At 66.6% G+C, this 23,680-nt stretch carries 16 protein-coding genes and 1 tRNA gene; 4 read left to right on the forward strand and 13 right to left on the reverse strand.

Annotation, left to right across the window (positions count from 1 at the left end; all coding sequences use genetic code 11):
* Nucleotides 1–2 precede the first annotated feature (2 nt).
* The 4 genes from FNZ56_RS05260 (at nucleotide 3) to FNZ56_RS05275 (ending at nucleotide 7,337) form a co-directional block, all read left to right on the forward strand.
* Nucleotides 3–3,584 carry an ABC transporter permease/M1 family aminopeptidase gene (locus FNZ56_RS05260; protein WP_143878832.1) on the forward strand — a complete coding sequence of 1,194 codons (3,582 nt, stop codon included), beginning with the start codon at nucleotides 3–5 and terminating at the stop codon, nucleotides 3,582–3,584.
* Nucleotides 3,585–3,712: 128 nt separating this feature from the next.
* A complete protein-coding gene (locus FNZ56_RS05265; RefSeq protein ID WP_143878833.1) occupies nucleotides 3,713–5,524 on the forward strand; it encodes a DUF885 domain-containing protein in 1,812 nt (603 codons plus the stop codon).
* Between the two features lie 334 nt (nucleotides 5,525–5,858).
* On the forward strand, nucleotides 5,859–7,010 hold the full coding sequence (locus tag FNZ56_RS05270; RefSeq protein WP_185970801.1) for a DUF4185 domain-containing protein: 1,152 nt from the start codon (nucleotides 5,859–5,861) through the stop codon (nucleotides 7,008–7,010).
* Between the two features lie 234 nt (nucleotides 7,011–7,244).
* Nucleotides 7,245–7,337: transfer RNA gene (locus FNZ56_RS05275), tRNA-Ile, on the forward strand.
* Nucleotides 7,338–7,412: 75 nt separating this feature from the next.
* Here the strand turns inward: FNZ56_RS05275 and FNZ56_RS05280 are convergent.
* The 13 genes from FNZ56_RS05280 to FNZ56_RS05340 form a co-directional block, all read right to left on the reverse strand.
* Nucleotides 7,413–8,087 (reverse strand): alternative oxidase, encoded by a 675-nt coding sequence (locus FNZ56_RS05280; protein WP_143878835.1) that lies wholly within the window; start codon nucleotides 8,085–8,087, stop codon nucleotides 7,413–7,415.
* Nucleotides 8,088–8,165: 78 nt separating this feature from the next.
* Complete coding sequence (locus tag FNZ56_RS05285) at nucleotides 8,166–8,573, reverse strand: SirB2 family protein (protein WP_342777706.1); 408 nt, start codon at nucleotides 8,571–8,573, stop codon at nucleotides 8,166–8,168.
* A gap of 7 nt (nucleotides 8,574–8,580) precedes the next feature.
* Complete coding sequence (locus tag FNZ56_RS05290; protein ID WP_143878836.1) at nucleotides 8,581–9,789, reverse strand: NnrS family protein; 1,209 nt, start codon at nucleotides 9,787–9,789, stop codon at nucleotides 8,581–8,583.
* 4 nt (nucleotides 9,790–9,793) lie between these two features.
* Nucleotides 9,794–10,033: a hypothetical protein gene (locus FNZ56_RS05295; protein ID WP_143878837.1), complete on the reverse strand. Its 240-nt coding sequence runs from the start codon at nucleotides 10,031–10,033 to the stop codon at nucleotides 9,794–9,796.
* A 10-nt stretch (nucleotides 10,034–10,043) separates the two neighbouring features.
* A complete protein-coding gene (locus tag FNZ56_RS05300) occupies nucleotides 10,044–12,287 on the reverse strand; it encodes a nitric-oxide reductase large subunit (protein WP_143878838.1) in 2,244 nt (747 codons plus the stop codon).
* Nucleotides 12,288–12,382: 95 nt separating this feature from the next.
* Entirely contained in the window at nucleotides 12,383–13,135 is a 753-nt protein-coding gene (locus FNZ56_RS05305) for a helix-turn-helix domain-containing protein (protein WP_143878839.1), read from the reverse strand.
* A gap of 535 nt (nucleotides 13,136–13,670) precedes the next feature.
* Nucleotides 13,671–14,960, reverse strand: a complete 1,290-nt coding sequence (locus FNZ56_RS05310; RefSeq protein ID WP_143878840.1) for a citrate synthase — start codon at nucleotides 14,958–14,960, stop codon at nucleotides 13,671–13,673.
* Between the two features lie 149 nt (nucleotides 14,961–15,109).
* The gene (locus FNZ56_RS05315; RefSeq protein ID WP_143878841.1) at nucleotides 15,110–15,355 is read right to left on the reverse strand and encodes a type B 50S ribosomal protein L31; all 246 of its coding nucleotides are present in this window, start codon (nucleotides 15,353–15,355) and stop codon (nucleotides 15,110–15,112) included.
* Between the two features lie 79 nt (nucleotides 15,356–15,434).
* Complete coding sequence (locus FNZ56_RS05320) at nucleotides 15,435–16,373, reverse strand: nucleoside hydrolase (RefSeq protein ID WP_143878842.1); 939 nt, start codon at nucleotides 16,371–16,373, stop codon at nucleotides 15,435–15,437.
* Nucleotides 16,374–16,507: 134 nt separating this feature from the next.
* Entirely contained in the window at nucleotides 16,508–18,610 is a 2,103-nt protein-coding gene (gene recG / locus FNZ56_RS05325) for an ATP-dependent DNA helicase RecG (RefSeq protein WP_143878843.1), read from the reverse strand.
* Nucleotides 18,611–18,672: 62 nt separating this feature from the next.
* A complete protein-coding gene (locus FNZ56_RS05330) occupies nucleotides 18,673–21,162 on the reverse strand; it encodes a TonB-dependent receptor (protein WP_143878844.1) in 2,490 nt (829 codons plus the stop codon).
* A gap of 39 nt (nucleotides 21,163–21,201) precedes the next feature.
* Nucleotides 21,202–22,377 (reverse strand): SO2930 family diheme c-type cytochrome, encoded by a 1,176-nt coding sequence (locus tag FNZ56_RS05335; RefSeq protein WP_143878845.1) that lies wholly within the window; start codon nucleotides 22,375–22,377, stop codon nucleotides 21,202–21,204.
* On the reverse strand, nucleotides 22,374–23,579 hold the full coding sequence (locus FNZ56_RS05340) for a parallel beta-helix domain-containing protein (protein ID WP_143878846.1): 1,206 nt from the start codon (nucleotides 23,577–23,579) through the stop codon (nucleotides 22,374–22,376). Before FNZ56_RS05340 ends, FNZ56_RS05335 begins: the two co-directional genes overlap by 4 nt.
* Between the last annotated feature and the right edge of the window lie 101 nt (nucleotides 23,580–23,680).

Below are 23,680 nucleotides of genomic sequence, written 5' to 3' on the forward strand. Positions count from 1 at the left end.
CCATGCTGGGCCACCTGCTGGGGATGGAACGCCGCCTGCTGCTGCGCAACGGCGTGTTCTGGATCGTGTCGCTGGTGTTCGGCGCGATCGGATTCGCGATGCTGGCGTCCGACAACGTCAGCTACGGCGGCGGCGTCGGCAACGTGATGCGCAACGCGCCGGCGATCACCGTGGTGGTGCTGGGCGCGATGAGCGTGATGAGCGCGCTGCTGACCACGATCTTCGTCGGCGGCATCGCGCTGCGCGATTTCGAACAACGCACGGCGGAACTGTTCTTCGCCACGCCGATGCGCAAGGGCACCTACCTCGCGGGGCGCTTCGGCGGCGGCTTCCTCGCCAGCCTCGGGGTGATGCTGTTCGTGGTGCTGGGCATGTGGCTGGGCAGCAAGATGCCGTGGCTGGACCAGGCGCGGCTGGGCCCGACGCCGTGGGCGGCCTACGCCTGGGGCCTGGGCGTGCTGGTGATCCCGAACCTGCTGTTCCTGTCGGCGCTGCTGTTCCTGCTGGCGACCGCGACGCGCTCGATGCTTTACACCTACATCGGCGTGATCGTGTTCTTCGTGCTGTGGAACGCATCGGACGCGCTCAATGCCGACCTGCAGACGCGCTGGATCGGCGCGCTGCTCGACCCCTCCGGCGGCAACGCCGTGAGCCAGCACATCCGCTACTGGTCCAGCGACCAGCTCAACACGCAGCTACCGGCGCTGACCGGCCTGCTGCTCGGCAACCGCGCGCTGTGGCTGGGTATCACCGCGTTGCTGTTGTGGGGCGCATACGCGCTGTTCCGCGCCGACCGCGAAGGCTTCCGCTTGCGCCGGCGACGCAAGCCCGTCGCCGAGGACGCGACGGAACGCACACCCGCGCCGCTGGCGCTACCCGCCGCATCCCTGCGCAATGGCGCCGCCGCGCGCTGGACGCAGTTCTGGCAGCAGTTCCGCTTCGACCTGCGCCACGCGCTGTTCGGTGCGCCGCTGTTGGTCATGCTGTTGCTGAGCCTGGTCGTGCTGTTCTTCACCTTCCGCTCGGGCGGGCTGCTGTACGGCACCGACGTGTATCCGGTGACGGCGCGCATGCAGTCGATGCTCGACGGCGGCATCGGCATCTTCCTGATCATCGTCATCGCGTTCTATGCCGGCGAACTGGTCTGGCGCGAACGCGGCACCGGCGTCGCCGAGGTCGCGGACGCGTATCCGACGCCGGACTGGATCCCGCTGGCGGCGAAGATGACCGCGCTGCTCGGCATCGTGCTGGTGTTCCACCTGGTCGGCACGCTGTTCGCGATGGGTTACCAGCTCGCGCACGGCTACACGCAACTGCAGCCGCTGCTGTACCTGCAGTCGGCGGCGCTGGACATTATCCCGTTCGCGCTGATCGCGGCGCTGGCGGTGTTCCTGCAGGTGGCCAGCGGCAACAAGTTCCTCGGCTACCTGCTGATGATCGCCTACCTGGTCTCGCGCATCGCGCTGCCGATGCTGCATTTCGACCATGCGCTGTACAACTTCGGCAAGGCCAGCCCGACGCCCTATTCCGACATGAACGGCTGGGGCCATTTCATCGGCCCGAACCTGTGGTTCCGCGCGTACTGGGCCGCGTTCTGCGTGGTGCTGCTGGCGCTGGCCGCGGCATTGTGGCCGCGCGGCACGTCGCTGCAGTGGCGCGACCGCCTCAAGCAGTTGCGCCAGCGTTTCCACGGCCCGCTGCTGGCGTCCGCCATTGCCGGCGCGATCGCCTTCGTCGCGCTCGGCGGCTGGATCTTCTACAACACCAACATCCTCAACCATTACGTGCCCGGCGACCTGGCCAAGCAGCGCGCCGCCGACTACGAGAAGACCTATCGCCGCTACAAGGACCTGCCGCAGCCCAGGATCGAGGCGATCCACGCCGACGTCGACATCTTCCCGGAGACGCGCACCGTCCGCGTGCGCGGCGATTACGCGATGCGCAACGCGGGCACCACGCCGATCTCCGAGTTGTTCGTCTCCATCGACCCGACCGCCGAGGTCGCGCGGCTCGATTTCCCCGCCCACGCCGTGGCGAAGGACGATCGCACCAACGGCGTGACGCTGTATCGCCTGTCCACGCCGCTGGCGCCGGGCGCGACGCTGCGCTTCGGCTACGACATCGCCTATCGCCCGCATGGCTTCCCGCTGGGCGGCGGCGATACCCAGGTGGTCTACGACGGCACCTTCTTCAACAACTTCGCCGCGCTGCCGCAGTTCGGCTACGACCAGGGCCAGCAGTTGCAGGACCGCAACGACCGGCGCAAGTACGGATTGCCGGAACAGCCGCGGATGAACCCGATCGGCGACACCGCCGCCTACACCGACAACTACCTCGGCCCGAACCGCGACTGGGTCGACTTCGACACCACCGTATCCACCAGCGCCGGGCAGATCGCGCTGGCGCCGGGCTACCTGCAGCGCGAATGGACCGCCAACGGCCGCCGTTACTACCACTACAAGTCCGAGGCGAAGCTGCTGCCGTTCTTCTCGTGGCTGTCGGCCGACTGGCAGGTGAAGCGCGACCGCTGGCACGACGTCGCGCTGGAGATCTACTACGACCGCAAGCATCCCTACAACGTCGACCGGATGATGGACGCGGCGAAGAAGTCGCTGGACTACTACACCACGCGCTTCTCGCCCTACCAGTTCCGGCAGCTGCGCATCCTCGAGTTCCCGGGCTACGCGACGTTCGCGCAGTCGTTCGCCAACACCATCCCGTTCTCGGAGGCGATCGGCTTCATCGCCGACGTGCGCGACAAGGACGACATCGACATGCCGTTCTACGTCACCGCGCACGAAGTCGGCCACCAGTGGTGGGCGCACCAGGTGATCGGCGCCAACGTGCAGGGCTCGACCATGCTCTCGGAATCGCTGGCGCAGTATTCCGCGCTGATGGTGATGGAGCACGAATACGGCCCGCACCGCATGCGCAAGTTCCTCAAGTACGAACTGGACAAGTACCTGTCCGCGCGTTCGCAGGAACGCGTGGCCGAGCAGCCGCTGGCGCTGAACGAGAACCAGCAGTACATCCACTACAACAAAGGCTCGGTGGTGTTCTACGCGCTCAAGGACGCGATCGGCGAGGACACGCTCGACCGCATCCTCGCCGGCTTCCTGCGCAAGTGGGCGTTCAAGGGCCCGCCCTACCCGACAACGCGCGACTTCATGGCCGACCTCTACGCCGGCACCGACCCGAAGTTCCACCCGCTGATCCGCGACCTGTTCGAACGCATCGTGTTCTGGGAGAACCGCGCCACCGACGCGACCGCGGTGAAGCGCGCCGACGGGAAATACGTGGTCACGCTGAAGGTCACCTCCACCAAGCACGTCGCCGACGGCAAGGGCAAGGTCAGCGACGAGGCCATGGACGAATGGGTGGACGTGGGCGTGTTCGCGCGCGCGGCCGACGGCAAGGAAGACGACGAGAAGGTGCTGTACCTGCGGAAGGTGCACGTCACCAGGCCCGAAACGACCTTCACCGTGGTCGTCGACGAGGCGCCGTACGAGGCCGGCATCGATCCGTACAACAAACTGGTGGATACCGATTCGGACGACAACCGCAGGCAGGTCGTGTTGCAGTGAACAACGGCGTCGGGTCGGCGGACACGCACTGCATCGAGGCCACGCCGCCGGGGCCGTGATGACCTTCGGCCCATGCCCGCGCGCGGCATCGCGGCGAGGCTAGCGGTTTCGCCCCGACCGGAACCGACATGGCCGCCAAGTCCACCCTCCTCTGCGCAGCGCTGGCCGCTGCGCTCGCATCCTTCGCCACGCCCGCGCTGCGCGCCGCGGATGCGCCCATGGCGACTGCGCCGGCAACCGACAAGGCCGCGCAACTGGCCAAGTTCTACGCCGATTACTGGGAAGCCACGCTCAAGTTCAACCCGCTGCAGGCGACCTTCCAGGGCGACGATCGCTACAACGACCAGCTGCCGGATTTCTATTCGGCCGAATTCCGCAAGCAGTCGCACGACTTCACCGTGGACTGGCTCAACCGCGCGCAGGCCATCGGCAGCGACGGCCTCACCGGCCAGGACCTGATCAGCTACGAGATCTTCGTGCACGACGCCAAGGAATCGCTGGAAGGCGAGCAGTATCCGGACTGGATGCTGCCGGTCGACCAGATGGGCAGCATCGCCACCTTCGCCGCGCAACTGGGCAACGGCACCGGCGCGCAGCCGTTCAAGACGGTGAAGGACTACGACAACTGGCTGGCGCGCGGAAACCGCATCCCGGTGCTGGTCGACAGCATCATCGCCGACATGCAGGCGGGCATCGCCGCCGGCGTGGTGCAGCCCAAGGCGCTGATGGTGAAGGTGGTGCCGCAGTACGACGCGATCATCAAGGACAAGCCCGAGGACACGCTGTTCTGGGGCCCGGTCGCGAACATGCCCAAGGACTTCAGCGCCGCCGACAAGGCGCGCCTGACCGATGCGTATCGGGCGATGATCGGCGACCAGATGATGCCGGCGTTCCGCAAGCTGCGCGATTTCATCGCCAACGACTACCTGCCGAAGACCCGCGACAGCGTCGGCCTGAACCAGCTTCCGAACGGCGATGCCTGGTACGCCTACAAGGTACGCGCGACCACCACCACCGACCTGACCCCGGCGCAGATCCACCAGATCGGCCTCGACGAGGTGGCGCGCATCCACGGCGAGATCCGCGAGGTGATGCAGCAGGTCGGCTTCAAGGGTTCGCTGCAGGATTTCTTCCAGTTCATGCGCAGCGACAAGCAGTTCCAGTTCAAGTCGGAGGACGCGTTGCTCGCCTATTACCGCGGGCTCGAGGCGAAGATCATGCAGGGCGTGCCCGCGCAGTTCTCGCTGCTGCCCAAGGCCGGCTTCGAGATCCGCCCGGTCGAGGCGTTCCGCGCCGAATCCGCGGCCGGCGGCGAATACCAGAGCCCGAGCGAGGACGGTTCGCGCCCCGGCATCTTCTACGTCAACACCTACGACCTGCCCTCGCGCAAGACCTGGGACGCGGAGGACCTGTTCCTGCACGAGGCGATCCCCGGCCACCACTTCCAGCTCGCGTTGCAGCAGGAACTGAAGGGCCTGCCGGCGTTCCGTCGCTTCGGCGGCAACACCGCCTACGTCGAGGGCTGGGGCCTGTACGCGGAATCGCTGGGCAAGGACCTGGGCGTGTACGAGACGCCCTACGACCTGTTCGGTTATTACCAGAACGAGCTGTGGCGCGCGATCCGGCTGGTGACCGACACCGGCCTGCACAGCAAGGGCTGGACCCGCGAGCAGGTGATCAAGTACATGCTCGACAACTCCGCGGCGTCCGAGACCGATGCCACCGCCGAGGCCGAGCGCTACATCGCATGGCCGTCGCAGGCGACGGCGTACAAGATCGGCGAGCTGAAGATCCAGGAGTTGAAGAAGAAGGCGAAGGCGCAGCTCGGCGACAAGTTCGATCCGCGCGAGTTCCACGCCGAGATCCTCAAGGACGGATCGCTGCCGCTGTCGGTGCTGGAGGACAAGGTCGACCGCTGGCTGGCGACGAAGCAGCAGTAACCGATGATCCTTCGTTGCAAGGAAAAGCCCCGCAGTGCGGGGCTTTTTCGTCGACGCGAGTTCCGTGGTGCACACCCGTAGGGCGGAACCCGCGAAGCGGATTCCGCCTTCCCCCCCCCCGGATCGCAGATGCCATGGCGGAATCTCCCTGCGGGAGGTTCCGCCCTACCAATTCCGACCAGTGAAAAGAAAACCCCAGAACTGCGGGGCTTTTTCATTGCGCCGTCGATCAAGCACAGTGCGGGTTATTGCAATCGCTGAAGCAGGAATACGACCGCGCCAAAAAGCGCATAATTCCGATGGCACGCCCATGCCGCATGATCTGGGGGATCACATGACCGCTTCGGCAAACGCTTCGAGGCTTTCGGTTTCGCTCGCCATCCTCGCCCTGGCGGCGGCGCCCGCGTTCGCCGCGGGCAGCACCAACGATGCGCCGCCATTACCGCTGGTGCAGTCGGTCACGCCGCTCGGCCTCGTGCTGCAGAACCCGGTGGTCAACGCGCGCGACAACGCCGAGAGCGCATTGTTCAGGGGCAAATCCATCTGGACCTTCGGCGACACCTCGATGTCGGTACCGGGCGCGCGCAACAAGTTCTGGGACGACAACTCGCTTGCCTGGACCACCAATCTCGACGCCTCCGGCGGCATCACGCTCGACCACGACCTCGTCGACGCTACCGGCGCGCCGCGCGAATTCCTGCCACTCACGCAGGCCGAGGCGAGGTACAACTACACCCACGACAAGGCGCACTGCACGGCGAAGCCATGCGGCGCGGAGCTCGCGTTGTGGGCCCAGCAGGTCGTGCCGGACGAAGCGCGCAACCGCCTGCTGCTGTTCTACGTCGAAATCCGGCGCATCAACGGCCAGCCGGACTGGAAGACGGTCGGGGCCGGCATCGCCGTCATGACGCCGGATGGGAAGGTCACGCGTCCCATCCAGAATCCGGGTTCGACGATGCCGCAATTGCTCTGGGACAAGGGCGATGGCGGATACATCGGCGGCTCGGTCGTGGTGGCCGACATGCTGTATTCCTACAAGTGCGTTCCCGACTGGGTGGTGATGGAGTGCAATGTCGGGCGCGTGCCGCTGGCGAACGTGCTGGACAAGTCGCAATGGCGGTACTACGCGGCCGACGGCAGCTGGAGCGCGAACGAGGCGGATGCGGTCACGGTGTTCCAGGGCGGCGCCGCGGGCAACAGCGTTTTCTACAACGCCTACCTCGGCGCCTACATGGCGATCTATGCGGAGCCCTTCACCGACAACATCAGGTACCGGGTGGCGGACAACCCGTGGGGGCCGTGGTCGGATGCCGGGTTGCTCTTCACCGGCGAGCCGGGCTGGAACGGCACCAACAACTACGCCGCGTTCGCGCATCCGGAGTTTTCGACCGGCAACGGCCAGGTGCAGTACGTCACCTATGTGCACACCACCGGATTCCTGCAACAGGAAATCCCGTTGACCAAGGTCGTCTTCCAGAAACCCTGAAGGTCCAAGGGACGCTGCCGGATCGACGGGCGAGTCGCGGTTTCCCCGCAAGAAAAAGCCCCGCGATGCGGGGCTTTTTCGTCGATGCGGATCGAGACCTGCCCTAGACGACACCGCAATTCGTAGAGCCTGCCCCCGACCGCATGTTCGACCCAGACGACCTGCGTGCTATGGTTCCCGAAATGACCGGATTCCACCCGCATTGCCGAATACCGGCGTGATCGCAACGATCGCGCCCCAGTAGCTCAATCGGTAGAGCAGCGGATTTATATCCCGTCAGCGCCAGATAAGCGGCCGGTGCCGGTTCGATCCCGGCCTGGGGCACCATTCCCGTTCGCGGAGGCCAGCCAAAAGGAAGCCCGCCGGTTGGCGGGCTTTTTCTTGCGCGAACCGCGCGTCCCATCATTCGTACGCGCGCATCGCCACCGCCGGACGCAACTCGTCGGCGAAACCGTGGTTGACGTCGCGGTGCCCCGCTTCGTCGGCGCGCACCGCCAGCACCACCTCGCGCAGGCGCGCATCCGCCGGCAGCTGCCAGTAATCGATCGCGATCTGCGGCGCCGGCACGTTCTCGACCCGTCCCGCATCGATCTCCTGCAGGTACTGGCTGTAGCTGATCACCGCCTGTTCCTCGAAATACCCCACCAACCGGTGCGCGGTGCGTGGCGACAGCAGGTACAGCAACAGGAAGAAGGTGAAGAATCCCGCCTGCGCGACCAGCACCAGCGCGCGTTCCAGCCAGCTCGGGCGCGCGATCTCGATGAAGGTCATCAGGTGCATGCGCTCGTTCTCGGCCTCCTCCATCAACGCACGGATCCAGCCGTGGTCGTGGCGCATCCAGCGCAGGCAGCGGAGATGGATCATCGCCGCGCCGACCAGGCCCGGCACCGCCGCCACCGTTTCCAGCACGATCGCGCGGTTGCCGTAGCGCTTGGCGAAGAAGGTGTCGGCGAGGAAGCGCAGGCTGCGGGTGATGCCCTGCGCGATGCGGTCGGATCCGTCGCACACCGGATGGTGGGCGTCGAGCTCGATCGCGTCCGGGGTGCGGACGTAAGGGGTGATCAGCGTTTCGTTCATGGCTCGGTCCTGGCGTCTGCGGTTCGTTGTCTTCGAATACAGGATCGCGCACATGCCGCCTGTGCGCATTGACCTGGATCAAGCGAACCAGCGAACGAACCAGCCCAGCGGCTGGTGGGCGCGGGCGATGCCGACCACCAGCGCGAACGCGACCAGCGCCGCGACGTAACAGGCCATGCGGACGCCGCGCCGCCGGGCACGCATCGTCGCGATGCCCAGCGCGACATAGGCGACGACGAAGCACAGCTTCACCGTCAGCCAGTGGTTGGCGAACATCGCCGCGGGCAGGATCGTCACCAGCATCAGCGCCGCGGTCAGCAGCGTGGTGTCGATGGCGTAGCTCGCGTAGCGCACCGGCGCGGCGCGCGGCCAGCGCATGCCGGCGATCGCGCAGGCGCCGCGCAACGCGAACAGGCCGCCGCTCGTCGATGCCGCGAGGATGTGTACCTCGCGAATCTGCGGGTAGAACGCGGCCATGTCGTTCATGCGGGCATCAACCCGGCTTGCCGTCGGCGCGCGGCGTGAGATAGATCCAGGTCGAACGCAGTACCCATGGCAGGAACGCCAGCAGCCAGCCGATCGCGGCGGCGGCCTGCCACGCGAGCGCATCGGGCACGACTTCGGCGACGATGCGCATGACGCAGACGCACTGGATGACGACGAAGGCGAATGTCGCCACGCCGCCGAACACCAGCGGCCGGCCGGAATGGCCCTGGGTCACGCGCGTCACCATCGCCACAAGCAGGCTGCCGAAGAAGCCGACGAACAGCGCGTGCGCCGGCGCGCGACCGAGCATGTCGATGCCGCCCAAGCGCAACAGCGATTGCACCGCGTACAGGGCCATCGCCACCGGCAACCACGCATAGCCGAGGAACAGCACGCGCAACAATCGCGGCATCGGTCCGCGCGGCCAATTGCGCCACAGCCATGCGACGGACAGCGCGAGCAGGCCGAGGTCGGGCAACCACGTCCAGCGCAATGCCTGCGTCAGTTCCATCGCGAGGTGCGCGAGCGCGCATGCCCAGAACGCGGCGAGCATCCACTCCGGCCGCCACGCCGTGTAGCCCCGCACCACGTTGCCGGCGAAGAACGGGAACATGCGGTGCGCGACGGTGAAGTACACCGGCAGCAGCAGGCCGAAGGTGCCGATCTTGATCGACGCTTCCAGCAGCCGGGCATCGGGCACGTGCAGGAAGGCCGCGTACAGCGCGAACCCGCACAGCCCAAACGACATCGCCGCCGCGCAGGACAGCGCGTGTTTGTTGCGCCCGCGATCCAGCCATGCCAGGCGCAGCAGGTGGAACAAGCCGCAGGCCCATCCGAGCAGGGTCAGCACCGCGCCGGCATGCAGGCAGCGTTCGAACCCCAGCGCGCCGACCAGGGTCAGCAGTTGCCCGCCGAACAATCCGATCCCGACCGGCACGTAATGCCTGCGCCGCAGTTCCAGTTGCCCCATCCAGCGTGGGAACACGGTGAGCAGGAAGCCGAACATGAACGGTGCCAGCACCTGGTACTGCATCACCACCGCATGCAGCCATCCGGCGTACACGCGCGGTTGCGGGAACGCGAACGCGTGCCAGCGCGCATCGACCAGCCACAGGGCCCACCACAGCATCGCCAGCAGCACGTTGGCCGCGCCGATGAAGAACAGCAGCCGGTGCGGCGCGTTCGCGAGGAACCGTGGCGAAGGCAGAGCGTCCATCGTGTCAGCCGCTGCAACCGCCGCAACACATCGACGGCAGCTGGCGCAGGCGTTCGGCATCGGCCTGCAATCCGGCTTCCTGCATGCACGACAACAGCTCGTCGCGGGTCAGCACGGTGGCCATGCGGAGCGTGCGACCGCCTGCATCGACATCGACCAGTGCGGCCGGATCCAGCCCGACGATGGCGTGATCCAGCGGCGACAGGTCGGGCATGGCGCAAGGCAGTTCGAAGGCGTATTCCACGGCTTGCTCCTCAGCCCTGCCCGCGCCGGCCCAGCCACAGCGAGGCCACGAACAGCGACACCAGCAACGCACCGACCGCGAACAGCGTGTCGCCCGGCACGCGCATCCACACCAGCATGTGGATCAGCGGCTGGCCCATGAACTCGGCCGAACGCGCGTACCAGTAGCCGTGTTCCAGCGCCGCCTGCAGCTGCAGCACGCCCATCGGCAGCAGGGTCAGCAGCGCCATCAGCACCAGGCCGATGTTCAGGCACCAGAAACCGCCGCGCAGCAGGCCTTCGGGCCACTTCGCCTCCGGCTTCAATCCACGCAGGCAGAACAGCATCAGGCCGATGCCGAGCATGCCGTACACGCCGAACAGCGCGGTATGGCCGTGCAGCGGCGTGAGGTTCAGTCCCTGCATGTAGTACAGCGCCAGCGGCGTGTTGATGAGGAAGCCGAACAGGCCGGCGCCGACGAGGTTCCAGAAGCTCACCGCGAGGAAGAACATGATCGGCCAGCGGTAGCGCTGCATCCACGGCGTCGCGCGGCCGTGGCGCCAGGTCTCGTAGGCCTCCATGCCGATCAGCGCCAGCGGCACGACTTCCAGCGCGGAAATGCTCGCGCCGAGCGCGATCACGCCGGTGGTGGTTCCGGCGAAATAGAGGTGGTGGAACGTGCCGAGGATGCCGCCGGCCATGAACACGATGGTCGCGAACAGCACGTTCACCGTCGCGGTGCGCCCGCGCACCAGCCCGAGCTTGACGAACAGGAAGCTCATCACCGCGACCGCGAACACTTCGAAGAAGCCTTCGACCCACAGGTGCACCACCCACCAGCGCCAGTATTCGACGGTGGAGAGATGTGTGTTCTCGCCCCACATCAGCCCGGCCGCGTACAGCAGCGCGATGGCGACGGTGGACAGGAACAGCAGGCCGACGATCGAGGAGATCTCGTCCTTGCGCCGCAACGCCGGCCACAGCGCACGACCTACCAATAGCAGCCACAGCAACAGGCCGACGAACAGGAAGATCTGCCAGAAGCGGCCGATGTCGGTGTATTCCCAGCCCTGGTGGCCGAACCAGAAGTTGTACTGCAGGCCCATCTTCTGCATCACCGCGAACCATTGCCCGGTGAAGGCGCCGACGACGATCACCAGCAGGCAGCAGAACAGGAAGTTGACGCCGAGGCGCTGGAACTTCGGTTCGTGCCCGGACACCGCCGGACCGATGTACAGGCCGGTGGCGAGCCACGCGGTGGCGATCCACAGCACCGCCAGCTGCGTGTGCCAGCTGCGCGTCAGCGAATACGGCAGGTATTGCGAAATGGCGAAGCCGTAGGCCTGCTGCCCTTCCACCTGGTAGTGCGCGGTGGTCGCGCCGAGCAGGATCTGCACCAGGAACAGCGCCAGCACCAGCCAGAAATACTTCGCGGTGGCGCGCATCGACGGCGTCACCACGATCGCGGCGAGCGGATCGCGCGCCGGCGGTTCGACGTGCTCTTCCTTGCGATGCCAGACCGCGTAATGCCAGGCGAGCAGGCCGATGCCGGCGATCATGAACAGGATGCTGAACATCGTCCACATGAACGCGCTCGAGGTTGGCGCGTTGCCCACCAGCGGTTCGTACGGCCAGTTACTGGTGTAGGTCTTGGCATCGTTCGGGCGCTGCGTGGTCGTCGCCCACGCCGACCAGAAGAAGAACGCGGTCAATTCGCGGCGATGCGTCGCGTCGGGAATCGTGTCCTCGCGCATGGCGTAGCCTTCGCGCAGCTTCGCCGTCGCCGGATCGTTCGAGAACAGGCTTTCGTAGTGCGCCGCCACTTGCGCGATCGCCTGCGCGCGGCGCTCGCCGACCATCAGGTCGCCGCTCGCCGGGTCGTAGGTGTTGGTCCGCATCAACGGTTTCAATTTGGCCTGTTCGGCGGCCTGCGCGGCCGAATCGAGCGCGGCATAGGTCATGCCGTTGTCGGCACGGCTGCCGAGGTCGAGCATCGCCTCGGCCTCGCGATGCAGCCAGTCCGCGGACCAGTCCGGCGCGACCAGCGCGCCGTGGCCCCAGATCGAGCCGAGCTGCTGTCCGCCGATGCTCTGCCAGACGCGGCGGCCTTGCTCGATGTCGGCGCGGGTGTAGATCACCTCGCCGCGGTCGCTGACCACGCGCTCGGGAATGGGCGGCGCCTGCAGGTGGATGTCCCATCCCATCCACAGCAATACGCCGAAACCGGCGAGCATCAATGCGGCCAGGCCGAGCCAGAGCCTGCGGGTGGTATCCATGCGGCGATCCCCGGGGTGGAATGCCCGGATCTTGCGCGGCCCCGACGCCGGCTTCCCTGACCTGGATCAAGCGCGCGGCTGTCGCCGCGCCCGGCTCAATCCCGAAGCATCGCCCCGGCGACGGCGAGGAGCGCGTCCGGTGCGACCAGTTCCACTTCGCGGCGGTCGACCCGGATCAGGCCTTCGTCCTGGAATCGCTTGAGCACGCGGCTGACCGTTTCCGGGGCCAGCCGCAGGTAATTGGCGATGTCGGCGCGGCCCATGGTCAGCTGGAAGTGCCGGGCCGAGAACCCGCGCGCCGCCAGCCGCCGCGACAGGCCGAGCAGGAACGCGGCCATGCGTTCGTCCGCGGACCAGTCCCCGGCCAGCACCGAGGCGGTGCCGATGTCGCGGCTGAGCAGCTTGAACAGGGTCTGCTGCAGGCCCGGCAGGCGCGCGGCCAGCATCGAGATGCGCGGGAACGAGAACCGGCACAGGGTGACGGTGTCCAGCGCGATGGCATCGCAGGGGTAGCGGTCGCCGTCGATGGCATCGAGGCCGATCACCTCGCCCGGCAGGTGGAAGCCGAGCACGTGCTCGCGGCCGTCGCGGTCAATCGTGTAGGTCTTGACCGTGCCGGCGCGCACCGCGGCGATGGCCTCGAACGGATCGCCCGCGCGGAAGACATGATCGCCGGCGTGCAGCGGGCCGACGTGTTCCACCAGCATGTGCAGGTCGCGGAGCGAGGCCTTGTCCATGCCCTGCGACAGGCAAGCGCGCGAGAACGCGCAGGTGGAGCAGAAGGTGAAGGCATCGCCGTCGTCGGCGACGATGCTCTTGTCGATCTGCGGGAACTCGGCCTCGCGCATGCCGCGATGGTACGCAATGGCCGGCCGCCGGCCAACAAAAAGCCCTGCGATGCGGGGCTTTTTTGTTGCAACCCGCCGTCACGACAAGCACTTGTTTGCAATGGGGAAGCCGATTTGACGGCGTTGATTACTTCGACAGAGAATCCAGGACACACCCCACTTTCGGGGTTTCTTAGGCGTTACGCGGCATGAGTAAACAGTCTGGACGGTCTTCAAATAGAGCCTTTGGAGTGGTCAGTATCTCGCTTGCTTTTGCTGCATTTGAGGCTTGGCAATGGGCGAAATATCGCAACGGACACGGAATCTATTTCTATGTAATCCAAAGCGATACGACTTTGCTGTTTAAGGCGTTAATTGTCGGTCTCCCACCGATACTCGCGATATTTTTGATTTGGCGTTATCTCCGGAATCCGGATTGACTCCAATGCCACCTAACAATTCGTTTAAACCAAGACGGTAGTCCCACCGATCCAACATCCTGCAAACAAAAAGCCCCGCATCGCGGGGCTTTTTTCGTTCACGGCGACTTGTCGGCTCAGCGCTTGCCGATCGCCACGTAATCGCGCTCGGTGGCGCCGGTGTAGACCTGGCGCGGGCGGCCGATCTTGTTCTCCGGGTCGGCCTGCTGCTCCAGCCAGTGGCTGACCCAGCCGGCGGTGCGCGCGATGGCGAACATCACCGTGAACATCTCGGTCGGGATGCCGAGCGCCTTGTAGATGATGCCGCTGTAGAAATCCACGTTCGGGTAGAGCTTGCGCTGGATGAAGTACTCGTCCTTCAGCGCCGCTTCCTCGAGCTTGATCGCCACGTCCAGCAGCGGATCGTTGACGCCCAGTTCGTCCAGCACCTTGTAGGTCATCTCGCGGATGATCTTCGCGCGCGGGTCGAAGTTCTTGTACACGCGGTGGCCGAAGCCCATCAGGCGGAAGCCCGATTCCTTGTCCTTGGCCTTGTCGACCGCCGACTGCACGTTCTCCGGGCGGCCGATCTCGCCGAGCATCTTCAGCACCGCCTCGTTGGCGCCGCCGTGCGCGGGGCCCCACAGCGCGGCCACGCCGGCGGCGACGCAGGCGTAGGGATTCGCGCCGGTGGAACCGACCAGGCGCACGGTCGAGGTCGAGGCGTTCTGCTCGTGGTCGGCGTGCAGGATGAACAGCAGGTCCAGCGCCTTGGCCGCGACCGGATTGAGTTCCAGCGGCTCGCTCGGCACTTCCTTCATCATGTGCAGGAAGCGGGTCACGTATTCGAGGTTGTTGCGCGGGTAACGCAGCGGCCAGCCGATGGAATAGCGGTAGCAGGCGGCGGCGATCGTCGGCACCTTGGCGATCAGGCGGATCGCGGCGAGGCGTCGCTCCGCCGGATCCTCGTAATCCAGGTTGTTGTGGTAGAAGCTCGCCATCGAGCCGACCATGCCCATCAGCATCGCCATCGGGTGCGCATCGTGGCGGAAGCCGTCGAGGAAGTTCTTGAACGCCTCGTGCAGCATCGTGTGGTGGGTGATGTCGCCCTCGAACTTCGCGAGTTCATCCTGCTTCGGCAGTTCGCCGTGCATCAGCAGGTAGGCGACTTCGACGAAATTCGACTGCTTGGCCAGTTGCTCGATCGGGTAGCCGCGGTACATCAGCACGCCGGCGTCGCCATCGATGTAGGTGATGGCCGAACGACAGGCCGCGGTCGCGGTGAAGCCGTTGTCGTAGGTGAAGCAGCCGGTTTCCTTCGGCAGCTTGGCGATGTCGATGCAGTCGTTGCCGAGCGTGGGCCGGATCACCGGCAGGACGACGGACTTGTCCCCGGCAGCCAGGGTGACGTCTTTCGATTCGGACACGGGCGCACTCTCCTCGACGACGCGGTGGGGGTGCGTCGCGTAAGCCCCGGATTATCGCATAGGCCAAACGCGCGTTTGGAACCGTAGCCCGGACGCGCCGACGGCCGCTTTCGCGGCCGTCTGGGGCATTGCCGGTGGAAGCGCCGGGCTTATTTGGCGGCGTAGCGCTTCTTGAACTTGTCGATGCGGCCGGCGGTGTCGAGCACGCGGTTCTGGCCGGTATAGAACGGATGCGTGGCCGAGGAGATTTCGACCTTGATCAACGGATACTCGTTGCCGTCTTCCCACTTGATCGTCTCCTTGCTGCCAAGGGTCGAGCGGGTCAGGAACTTGAAGTCCGAGGTGACGTCCTGAAACACGACGTCATGGTAATCGGGATGGATGTCGGCCTTCATGGCGGCACCGGAACTAGAGCGGGAGAGCCGGGCATTGTAGGGGCCTGCGCCGGCCAAGGCAAATCCGGCCCCGCGGCCTTCAATCGGCGGCGAGCGCCGCCCGCACCCGGGCCTCGAACGCGGCCTGGTCGTAGTCCAGCAGGATCCGGGCGTTGTCGGCCGCCCCGAAACGCCGGTCCCAGTCCACCGCGGTCAGGCCGCGGGCCGCGCCGTGCGCCAGGTCGACGGCGACCGGGCGTTCCTCGACCCGGCTCGCACCTTCCGGGGCCAGGGCCCAGGCCATCGCCAGCGCATCGGCCGAATGCCACAGTTCGCCGCGCCGTTGCGCCGCCCAGCGCCGGGTATGCGCCGAAATGCCATCGTAAAACCTTGCGCGCGGCGAATCGGCCGCGACCCAGGCATCGATCCCCGCGTGGGCGAAACCATGGCGCATGGTCGCTTCCCAGTCGCTGAGGTCGAATCGCGGGAAACCGGTGAAGACCACGTGCGCGGCTTCCGGGTCGAAATAGACATTGAACTCGGCCACCGGGGTGATGTTGCCGTGGCCAGTGACCGCGCCGCCCATGACCACGAAGCGGCCGATGCGCTCCGGCAGGCTCGGATCGAGCTGCAAGGCCAGGGCGATGTTGGTCAATGGCCCCAGCGCCACCAGCAGCAGCTTGCCGGCATGTTCGTGCGAAAGCCGCAGCAGCGCCAGCGCCGCGTGTTCGGCATCGGCATCGCGCGGGGCCGGCGCGTAGCCGACATCGCCGAAACCGTCGTTGCCGTGCACGTTGGCCGCATCCGGCGCGGCATGCAGCAATGGGGCGGGACAACCGGCGAACACCGGAACGTCGTTGCGGTTCGCGACCTCGCACAACTTCAGCGCGTTGCGGACGGTGTGCTCGAGCCCGACGTTTCCGGCGGCGATGCCGAGCCCGACCACTTCGTGCGCCGAGGAATCGAACGCCATCAGGATGGCCAGCGCGTCGTCCACGCCGGGGTCGGTGTCGATGTAGAGCGGGATCTTGTCGGTCATTTGTCGAATCGCAATCAGGAAACGGTGGGTTTTTGCTCGTCATTCCCGCGAAAGCGGGAATCCATTTTGACTTTCGCGCCGATGATGAAGATCAAAATGGATCCCGGCTTGCGCCGGGATGACGGCGGAAGCGATCACGCAGAAGCATAGCGTGCGGACGCGCCAACCCATCGCGCGATGACCCGATCCGCGAGCGCCGGCGAATCCGCGAGCAGGCGTTCGGCGATGGCGCGCACCTGCGGCAACAGGTCGGCGTCGCGCGCGAGGTCGGCGACGCGGAATGCGGCGAGCCCGGTCTGGCGGGTGCCGAGCAGTTCGCCTGGGCCGCGCAGTTGCAGGTCCTTTTCCGCGATGCGGAAGCCGTCGTTGGTCTCGCGCAGGGTTTCAAGCCTTTGCTTCGCCATCGCCGACAGCGGCGGCTGGTACAGCAGCACGCAGCTCGAACGCGCGCTGCCGCGCCCCACCCGCCCGCGCAACTGGTGCAATTGCGCGAGGCCGAGGCGTTCCGCGTTCTCGACGATCATCAGCGAGGCGTTGGCCACGTCGACGCCGACCTCGATCACCGTGGTCGCGACCAGCAGGTGGATGTCGCCCTGCTTGAACGCGCGCATCACCATCTGCTTCTCGGCCGGCTTCATGCGCCCGTGCACCAGCCCGACGCGCAATTCCGGCAGCGCAGCGACCAGGCTTTCGTAGGTGGTTTGCGCGGCCTGCGCGACGACTTCGTCGGAATCGTCGATGACGGTGCACACCCAGTACGCCTGCCGCCCTTCGGCGCAGGCGGCGCGGATGCGTTCCACCAGTTCCGGCCGGCGTTCGCCGCTGAGCACCACGGTCTGCACCGGCGTGCGCCCCGGCGGAAGTTCGTCGATGGACGATACGTCGAGGTCGGCGTAGGCGCTCATCGCCAGCGTGCGCGGGATCGGGGTCGCGGTCATGACGAGTTGGTGCGGTACGCGGTTCCCCGCACCGCCCTTGTCGCGCAGCGCAAGGCGTTGGTGCACGCCGAAGCGGTGTTGCTCGTCGACGATGGCGAGCGCGAGGTCGTGGAATTCCACGCCCTCCTGCATCAGCGCGTGCGTGCCGACCAGTAGCTGCGCATCGCCGGACGCGGCATCGGCGAGCACTTGCGCACGCGCCTTGCCACCGACCTTGCCGGCCAGCCAGCCGACATTGATGCCGAGCGGTTCCAGCCAAGATTTCAGGTTCGCGAGATGCTGCTCGGCGAGCAATTCGGTCGGCGCCATCAACGCGGCCTGTTTTCCGCATTCGATCGCCTGCAGCGCGGCCATCGCCGCGACCACGGTCTTGCCGCTGCCGACATCGCCCTGCACCAGCCGCAACATCGGATGCGCGCGCGCGAGATCGCCGCGCACTTCGCCGAACACGCGATTCTGCGCCGCCGTCAAGTCGAACGGCAGGGATTTGCGCAGCTTTTCGACCAACCTTCCCTTCGCATCCAGCGCGGGCGAAGCGCGGCGCTGCATCGCGATTCGACGACGGCGCAGGCCGAGCTGGTGCGCGAGCAGTTCCTCCAGCGCGAGGCGCCGTTGCGCCGGATGCGTGCCGGCGTGCAATGCGGGCACGTCGGCATCGCGCGGTGGCCGATGCAGCACAAGCAGCGATTCGCGCAATCCCGGCAAGCCGAAACCGGCGAGCAATTCCGGCGGAAGAAGTTCGAGCGAGGCCGCATCGGGCAATCGATCCAGCGCGAGCCCAACCAGCTTGCGCAAGGTCGCCGGGCCGATGCCTTCCACCGGGGGATAGACGGGATCGAGCGCATCGCCCAGCGGATGTTCGTCGGCATCGAGCACGCGATAGCTCGGGTGCACCATCTCCAGCCCGTGCGCGCCGGGCCGCGGCGTGCCGAAGCAGCGCACGATCGCGCCGGGCGCGAATTGCGCGACCTGCTGCGCGCGGAAATGGAAGAAGCGCAGCACCAGGGTGGATCGCGAATCGTCGCCGATGGCGACGCGCAACTGCGGGCGGTAGCGGAATCCGCGTTCCACCGCCTCGACCCTGCCCTGCACCTGCGCGGAGACGCCGGCCTGCAACGCGCGGATCGGCGTCAGCGCGGTGCGGTCCTCGTAGCCGCGCGGCAGCCACAGCCACAGGTCCTGCAGGGTTTCCAGGCCGCGCGCGGCGAATTTCCCCGCGACACGCGGACCGATGCCCGGCAAGGCAGCGAGTGGTTGCTGGTTGAAGTCGACGGCGACGCCGCCAAGTCGCTTGGGCATGCGCCAAGCATGACCGGAACGCGGCCGCGGCGGAACCGCGGCCGCATCCGGCTGGCCCGCGGTCAGTAGCGGACCGTCAATTCCACGCCGTAGGTGCGCGGTTCGCTGACCGTGGCGCCGACCACGCCGAGTACGTCCTTGCCGTAGGTGTTCAGGCCGGTGACGTAGCGGTTGTCGAACACGTTGTTGCCGTAGGCGGCCACTTCCCACAGGCCGTTGACGGAAGTCCACGCCAGGCGCAGGTCGGTGCGTTCCTGGGCTTCGCCCACGTTCAGCAGGTCGCTGATGCCGCAGTTGCCCTGCAGGCTGGAGCCTTCGTTGCAGCGCGACTTGCCGCGGTAGGCGTGGCGCGCGGACAGGCGCAGCGCGCCGCCGTCGCCGAGGTCGAAGCGGTAGCTGGCGCCGAGCGACGCAGAGAAATTCGGCTCGCCGGTCGGCTGCCCGTCCAGGTTGACGCCTTCGGGCGTGGTGTAGTCGCGGTAGGTGGAATCGATCCACTCGGCGGCCATGTCCAGGCGGAACGCGTCGGTCACCTTCCACACCGCGTCGAAGTCCGCGCCCCAGGCCTTGAGGTTGCCGGTGTCGATGACGAAGCGCGGGATGTCGGTCGGGTTGGTCGGATCCGGGTCGATCAGGCGCACCGACTGGCGGTTGTCGTAGCGGTAGTAGAACAGCGAGGCGTTGTAGGCGAAGGGTCCGAACGACTGCTTGATGCCGGTTTCCAGGTTCCACACTTCCTCGTTGTCGAACGCCGGCCCGATCTGCAGCGCGTTGTAGCCGCCGGCCTTGTAGCCCTTGGCCAGCGACGCGAAGCCCATGGTGTGGTCGTTGAAGTGGTAGTCGACGACGAAGCGCGGGCTGAGGTCGTTCCACGCCTTCGAGGCGCGGTTGGTGATGCCCTTGTTCACGACCGCCGGCGGATCGATGAACGCCACCGAGGTGGTGAGGGCGTACATGATCTGGTCCGCGATTTCGGGCGGGAGGCCTCCGAGGAACATCTGCGGAATGCCGGCATTCAGATACGCATTCAACACCGGATCGAACGTGGTGGCAGTGCGTGGCCCGTTGAGCCAGGTGAAGTCCTTCTGGTCGTGCGTGTAGCGCAGGCCGAAGGTGAGGTTGAGCTTGTCGGTCGCGTGCCAGATCACGTCGCCGAAAGCCGCATAGGACCTGGTCTTGAGCGTGTTGTAGAAGACTTCGTTCCACGAATGACCGAGCAGCGACGGCAGGCCGTTGGCCTCGCCGATCTGCGACATGACGAACAACAATGGCGTGCCTTCCGGGGCATAAGGAAAGCCTGGCGGCGCCGCGAACCCCTGGTTCGCCAGGATGTTTCCGATGGTGGTCGTATTGGTGTTGACCTCGCTGGTCTGGTGCGCGTCCTCGTCGAAGTAGCTGGTGCCCGCCACCCAGTCGAAGCGCTCGTTGTTGCCGGCGAGCTTGAACTCTTGGTAGAGGCTCCTGTTGCCCTCGGTATTCTGCGAATCGACGTAGAGGTCGGCGCGGTTGGTGCCGTCCTCTTCGGTGTGGTTGAGCGAATCGTACTGGCGCCACGACGTGGTCGAGGTCAGCGTGCCCCAGCCGAACGCGTGATCGATGATCGCGGTGACGCCGTCGAACGTGCGCCATTCGGCGCTGGGCGTGTCGCTGAAAGTCTGCAGCTTGCGCGGGTCGAGGTATTCGTCGGGCGTCGCCGGCGAGGGCGGCCGCATCGGGAACGGCGGCAGCGGCACGATGCCGGTGGTGACCCGCCCGTTCTGGTCCAGGCTCTCGTGGTCCCAGCTCAGCAACGCGGTGGTGGCATCGTCGAAATGCACCTGCCAGGCGACGCGCGAGGCCCATGAATTCTCCCCGCCCAGGTCCTTGCCGGTGGCGCCGTCCTGGACCCAGCCGTCGCTGTGGTTGATCAGCGCATTGATGCGCAGCGCGGAGTTGTCGCCGGTGGGGATGTTCCACATCGCGTCCGCGTAGCGCTTGCCGTAATCGCCGATCCGCACGCGGCCTCGCGCCTCGACCTGGTCCTGCGGGCGGCGCGTGATCAGCGAGATCGCGCCGGCCGCGGTATTGCGCCCGAACAGCGTGCCCTGCGGGCCCTTGAGCACTTCGATCCGTTCCACGTCGAGGAAGGGCAGCAGCACGCCGCCGCCGCGCCCGCCGTAAACGCCATCGACGTAGATGCCCACCGCCGGATCGGTGCCGATGCCGAAGTCATCGGTGCTGATGCCGCGCAGGCCGAAGGTCGGCTGGGTCGGCTGCACGCCATCGATCACCAGTCCTGGAACGAAGGAATCGATGTCACTGAGGTCCTCGGCCTCGACGTCGTCGAGCAAGGCCTTGTTCACCACCTGCAACGCGATCGGGACGTCCTGCAACTGCTGTTCGCGGCTCTGCGCGGTGACCGTGATCGTGTCCAGCGTCGCCGCGTCCCTGGCGACGTCGGCCGCGGGTTGCGGCGCCTCTTGCGCGAACGCCGCGCCGGTGGCGGACAGGGTGGCGGCCGCGAAGATCGCGCGGCGCAGGCTGGTGGCGAGTTTCCGGGTCTTGAACGTCATGGCGGCTCCCCTTCGCTAGGCGTTTTCGGGTGGAACGGATTACATCGGCATCGTGGCGGATTCTTGCGGATCGCAATTGCCCTGCATCGCGGCGATCCAGTCGCGGATCAGTTGTACCCCTTCGCGGTGGACCACGTCGCGCCCGAGCTCCGGCATCATCACCCCGGGGTCGTCGCTGTCGATCCGGTAGGTCAGGATCGATTCGTCGGCCTGCCCGGGCACGATGCCGAAGCGATGGCCGCCGGTTCCCTGCCCGGCCGCGACCGGCGGCTTGCACAGGCCGAGGTGGCGCGGGTCCTGGTCGAACGAATCCAGCCACAGGCCCGAGGTGTCGGCCGGACCCTCGGGGTTGTGGCAATGGCCGCAATTGATGTCGAGGTAGGCGCGTGCGCGGCCATCGAGGCTGGCGTTCGCGGCGTCGCGCCAGTCGGCGTTGCGCGGAACGCCGCGCGCCGGCACGTCGCGCAGGTAGCCGAGTTCCACCAGGTGCGCGAGCTGGTTCTCGCTGCCGCTGGCGTAGGCGTAATCCTTGTTGAGGTGCCGCGCCTTCGGTCCCAGCGGCTTGATCACGCGGGTGGTGTTGTTGCTGGCGTGGCAGCCGGCGCACTGGTTCTGGTCCGGCACCTGGTAGGTGAAGGGTTCGCGGCTGCCGTCGGCGGCGACCAGTTGCAGCGGCACGCTGGCGCCGGTGCGTTCCAGCGTCGCCTCGGTCTGCGCAGCGTTCCAGACGTAGGCGAGCGCGACCCAACCCTGCTGGCGATGCACCAGCAGCCGGGTTTCGATCATGCGCACGTTGCGCAGGTCCAATCCCTCGCCGGCATGGTCGCGCGAGGTGTCGTCGGTGCGCGCGACTCCGTTTTCGCCGGCGGCCACGGGATAGAAGAAGGTCTTGCTGAGGATGGTCCCGACCGGGAAGTCGAAGGCTTCGCGTGGCTCGTAGCGCGCGGACGCGCCTTCGGGCATCCACATCGTGCGCAACTTGTGCGCGTAGTCGCTGAACAGGGGCGTGTTGAGGTCGAACGGGACCACGCGCGCGTTCAAGGCCAGCCTGTCGCCATCGCGATAGACCACGTTCCAGTCGCTGAGCTTGGTCGGATAACCGTCGGCATGGAAAGCCACCGGCGCGGGCCCGCGCGCGCAAGCGGCGAGCAACAACGCCGGCACGGCCAGCATTGCCCATGCCAACGCCCCCCGGGCCGTGGACGCCTCGCTCATGCCTGCTTCAATGCCACCGCCGGCAACGGGTCGAGCTTGCAGTCGAACGGCTTGGCGTCGGATTTCGGATTCTTGTTCTTGTTCGGCCCATCGGCATTGAGCACGCCCGACGCACCCTGCACGCAGATCTGCGGTCCCCCGGCGCGCTTGGCGTTGGCATAGCCGTCCCACAGCACGTCGGGCATGTGCCCGTTGAGCCCGAACATCGCCACCTTCAGCGCCTTCAGCTCCAGCCCGTCGGGGGAATCGCCGCCGCCGGAGAAACGGTTGTCGTGGACGTAGATGTACTCGGGATAGGGATCGAACGCCGCCGACGGCTTGTACTTGCTGTCGTAGCCGGCGGAGTAATGGCTGGCGATCAGCACGTTCGCGGTCTGGTTGTCGGCGATCTCGTTGTCGAAGACCTCGACTTCGTCGTTGGACATGATCACCACGCCCGAACCGGCCGGCACCGCCGACACCGCGCTGCCCTTGCGCCCGAAGTTGTCGGTGTTGTTGGCGAGGATGCGGTTCTTGAACACGCGCGTGGTGTGCCCCGGCTGCGGCAGGTCGGGCATGTTGAACACCAGGATGCCGCCGGTGTTGTGGGTGGCGACGTTGTCGTACACGTCGGCGCCGATGCAGTTCTCGATCTCGATGCCGGCGACGTTGCGTTCGGCACGATTGCGGCGCACGACCACGTCCTTCGACTGGCCGACGTAGATACCGGCGTCCGAGGCGCCGATCACCACCGAATCCTCGATCAGCACGCCGCGGGTCTGCACCGGGTACAGACCGTAGGCGCCGTTGCCGGTGTCGGGGCCGTTGGTCCATTCCACGCGCACGCCGCGGATGGCGATGTTCTCGCCTTCGTTCACTTTCAGGCCATCGCCCTTGGTGTCCTCGATCGCGAGGTTCTCCAGGGTGAAGTCGCTGGCGTTGACGATCAGGCCCTCGGCGCCGCTGGCCTGGCCCTTGAAGCTGAGCACGGTCTTGTCCTTGCCGGCGCCGCGGATGGTCACTCCGTCCACGCGCAGGCTCAGGCTGCGATCGAGGTGGTAGCGGCCGGCGGGAATGTCGATCACGTCCCCGGGCTTGGCGTCGAGCAGGCGTTGTTGCAGCGTCTTCTGGAATTCCGCGTCGGCGGCGGTCACCGCTTCGCGATGGCCATCGCCACAGGCGGCCAACAGGCCGGACATCGCGAGTACCAGCATGATTCGCATCGTTTTCTCCTCCCCGGTCCGCGCCAGCCGCGCCGAACCTTCCCCTCCACAGTGTCTGTGCCGGGCGCTCGCGGGCAGAGGGCAGAAACGGCATACTCGTG

This window comes from Lysobacter lycopersici (assembly GCF_007556775.1).
GTDB lineage: Bacteria > Pseudomonadota > Gammaproteobacteria > Xanthomonadales > Xanthomonadaceae > Pseudoluteimonas > Pseudoluteimonas lycopersici.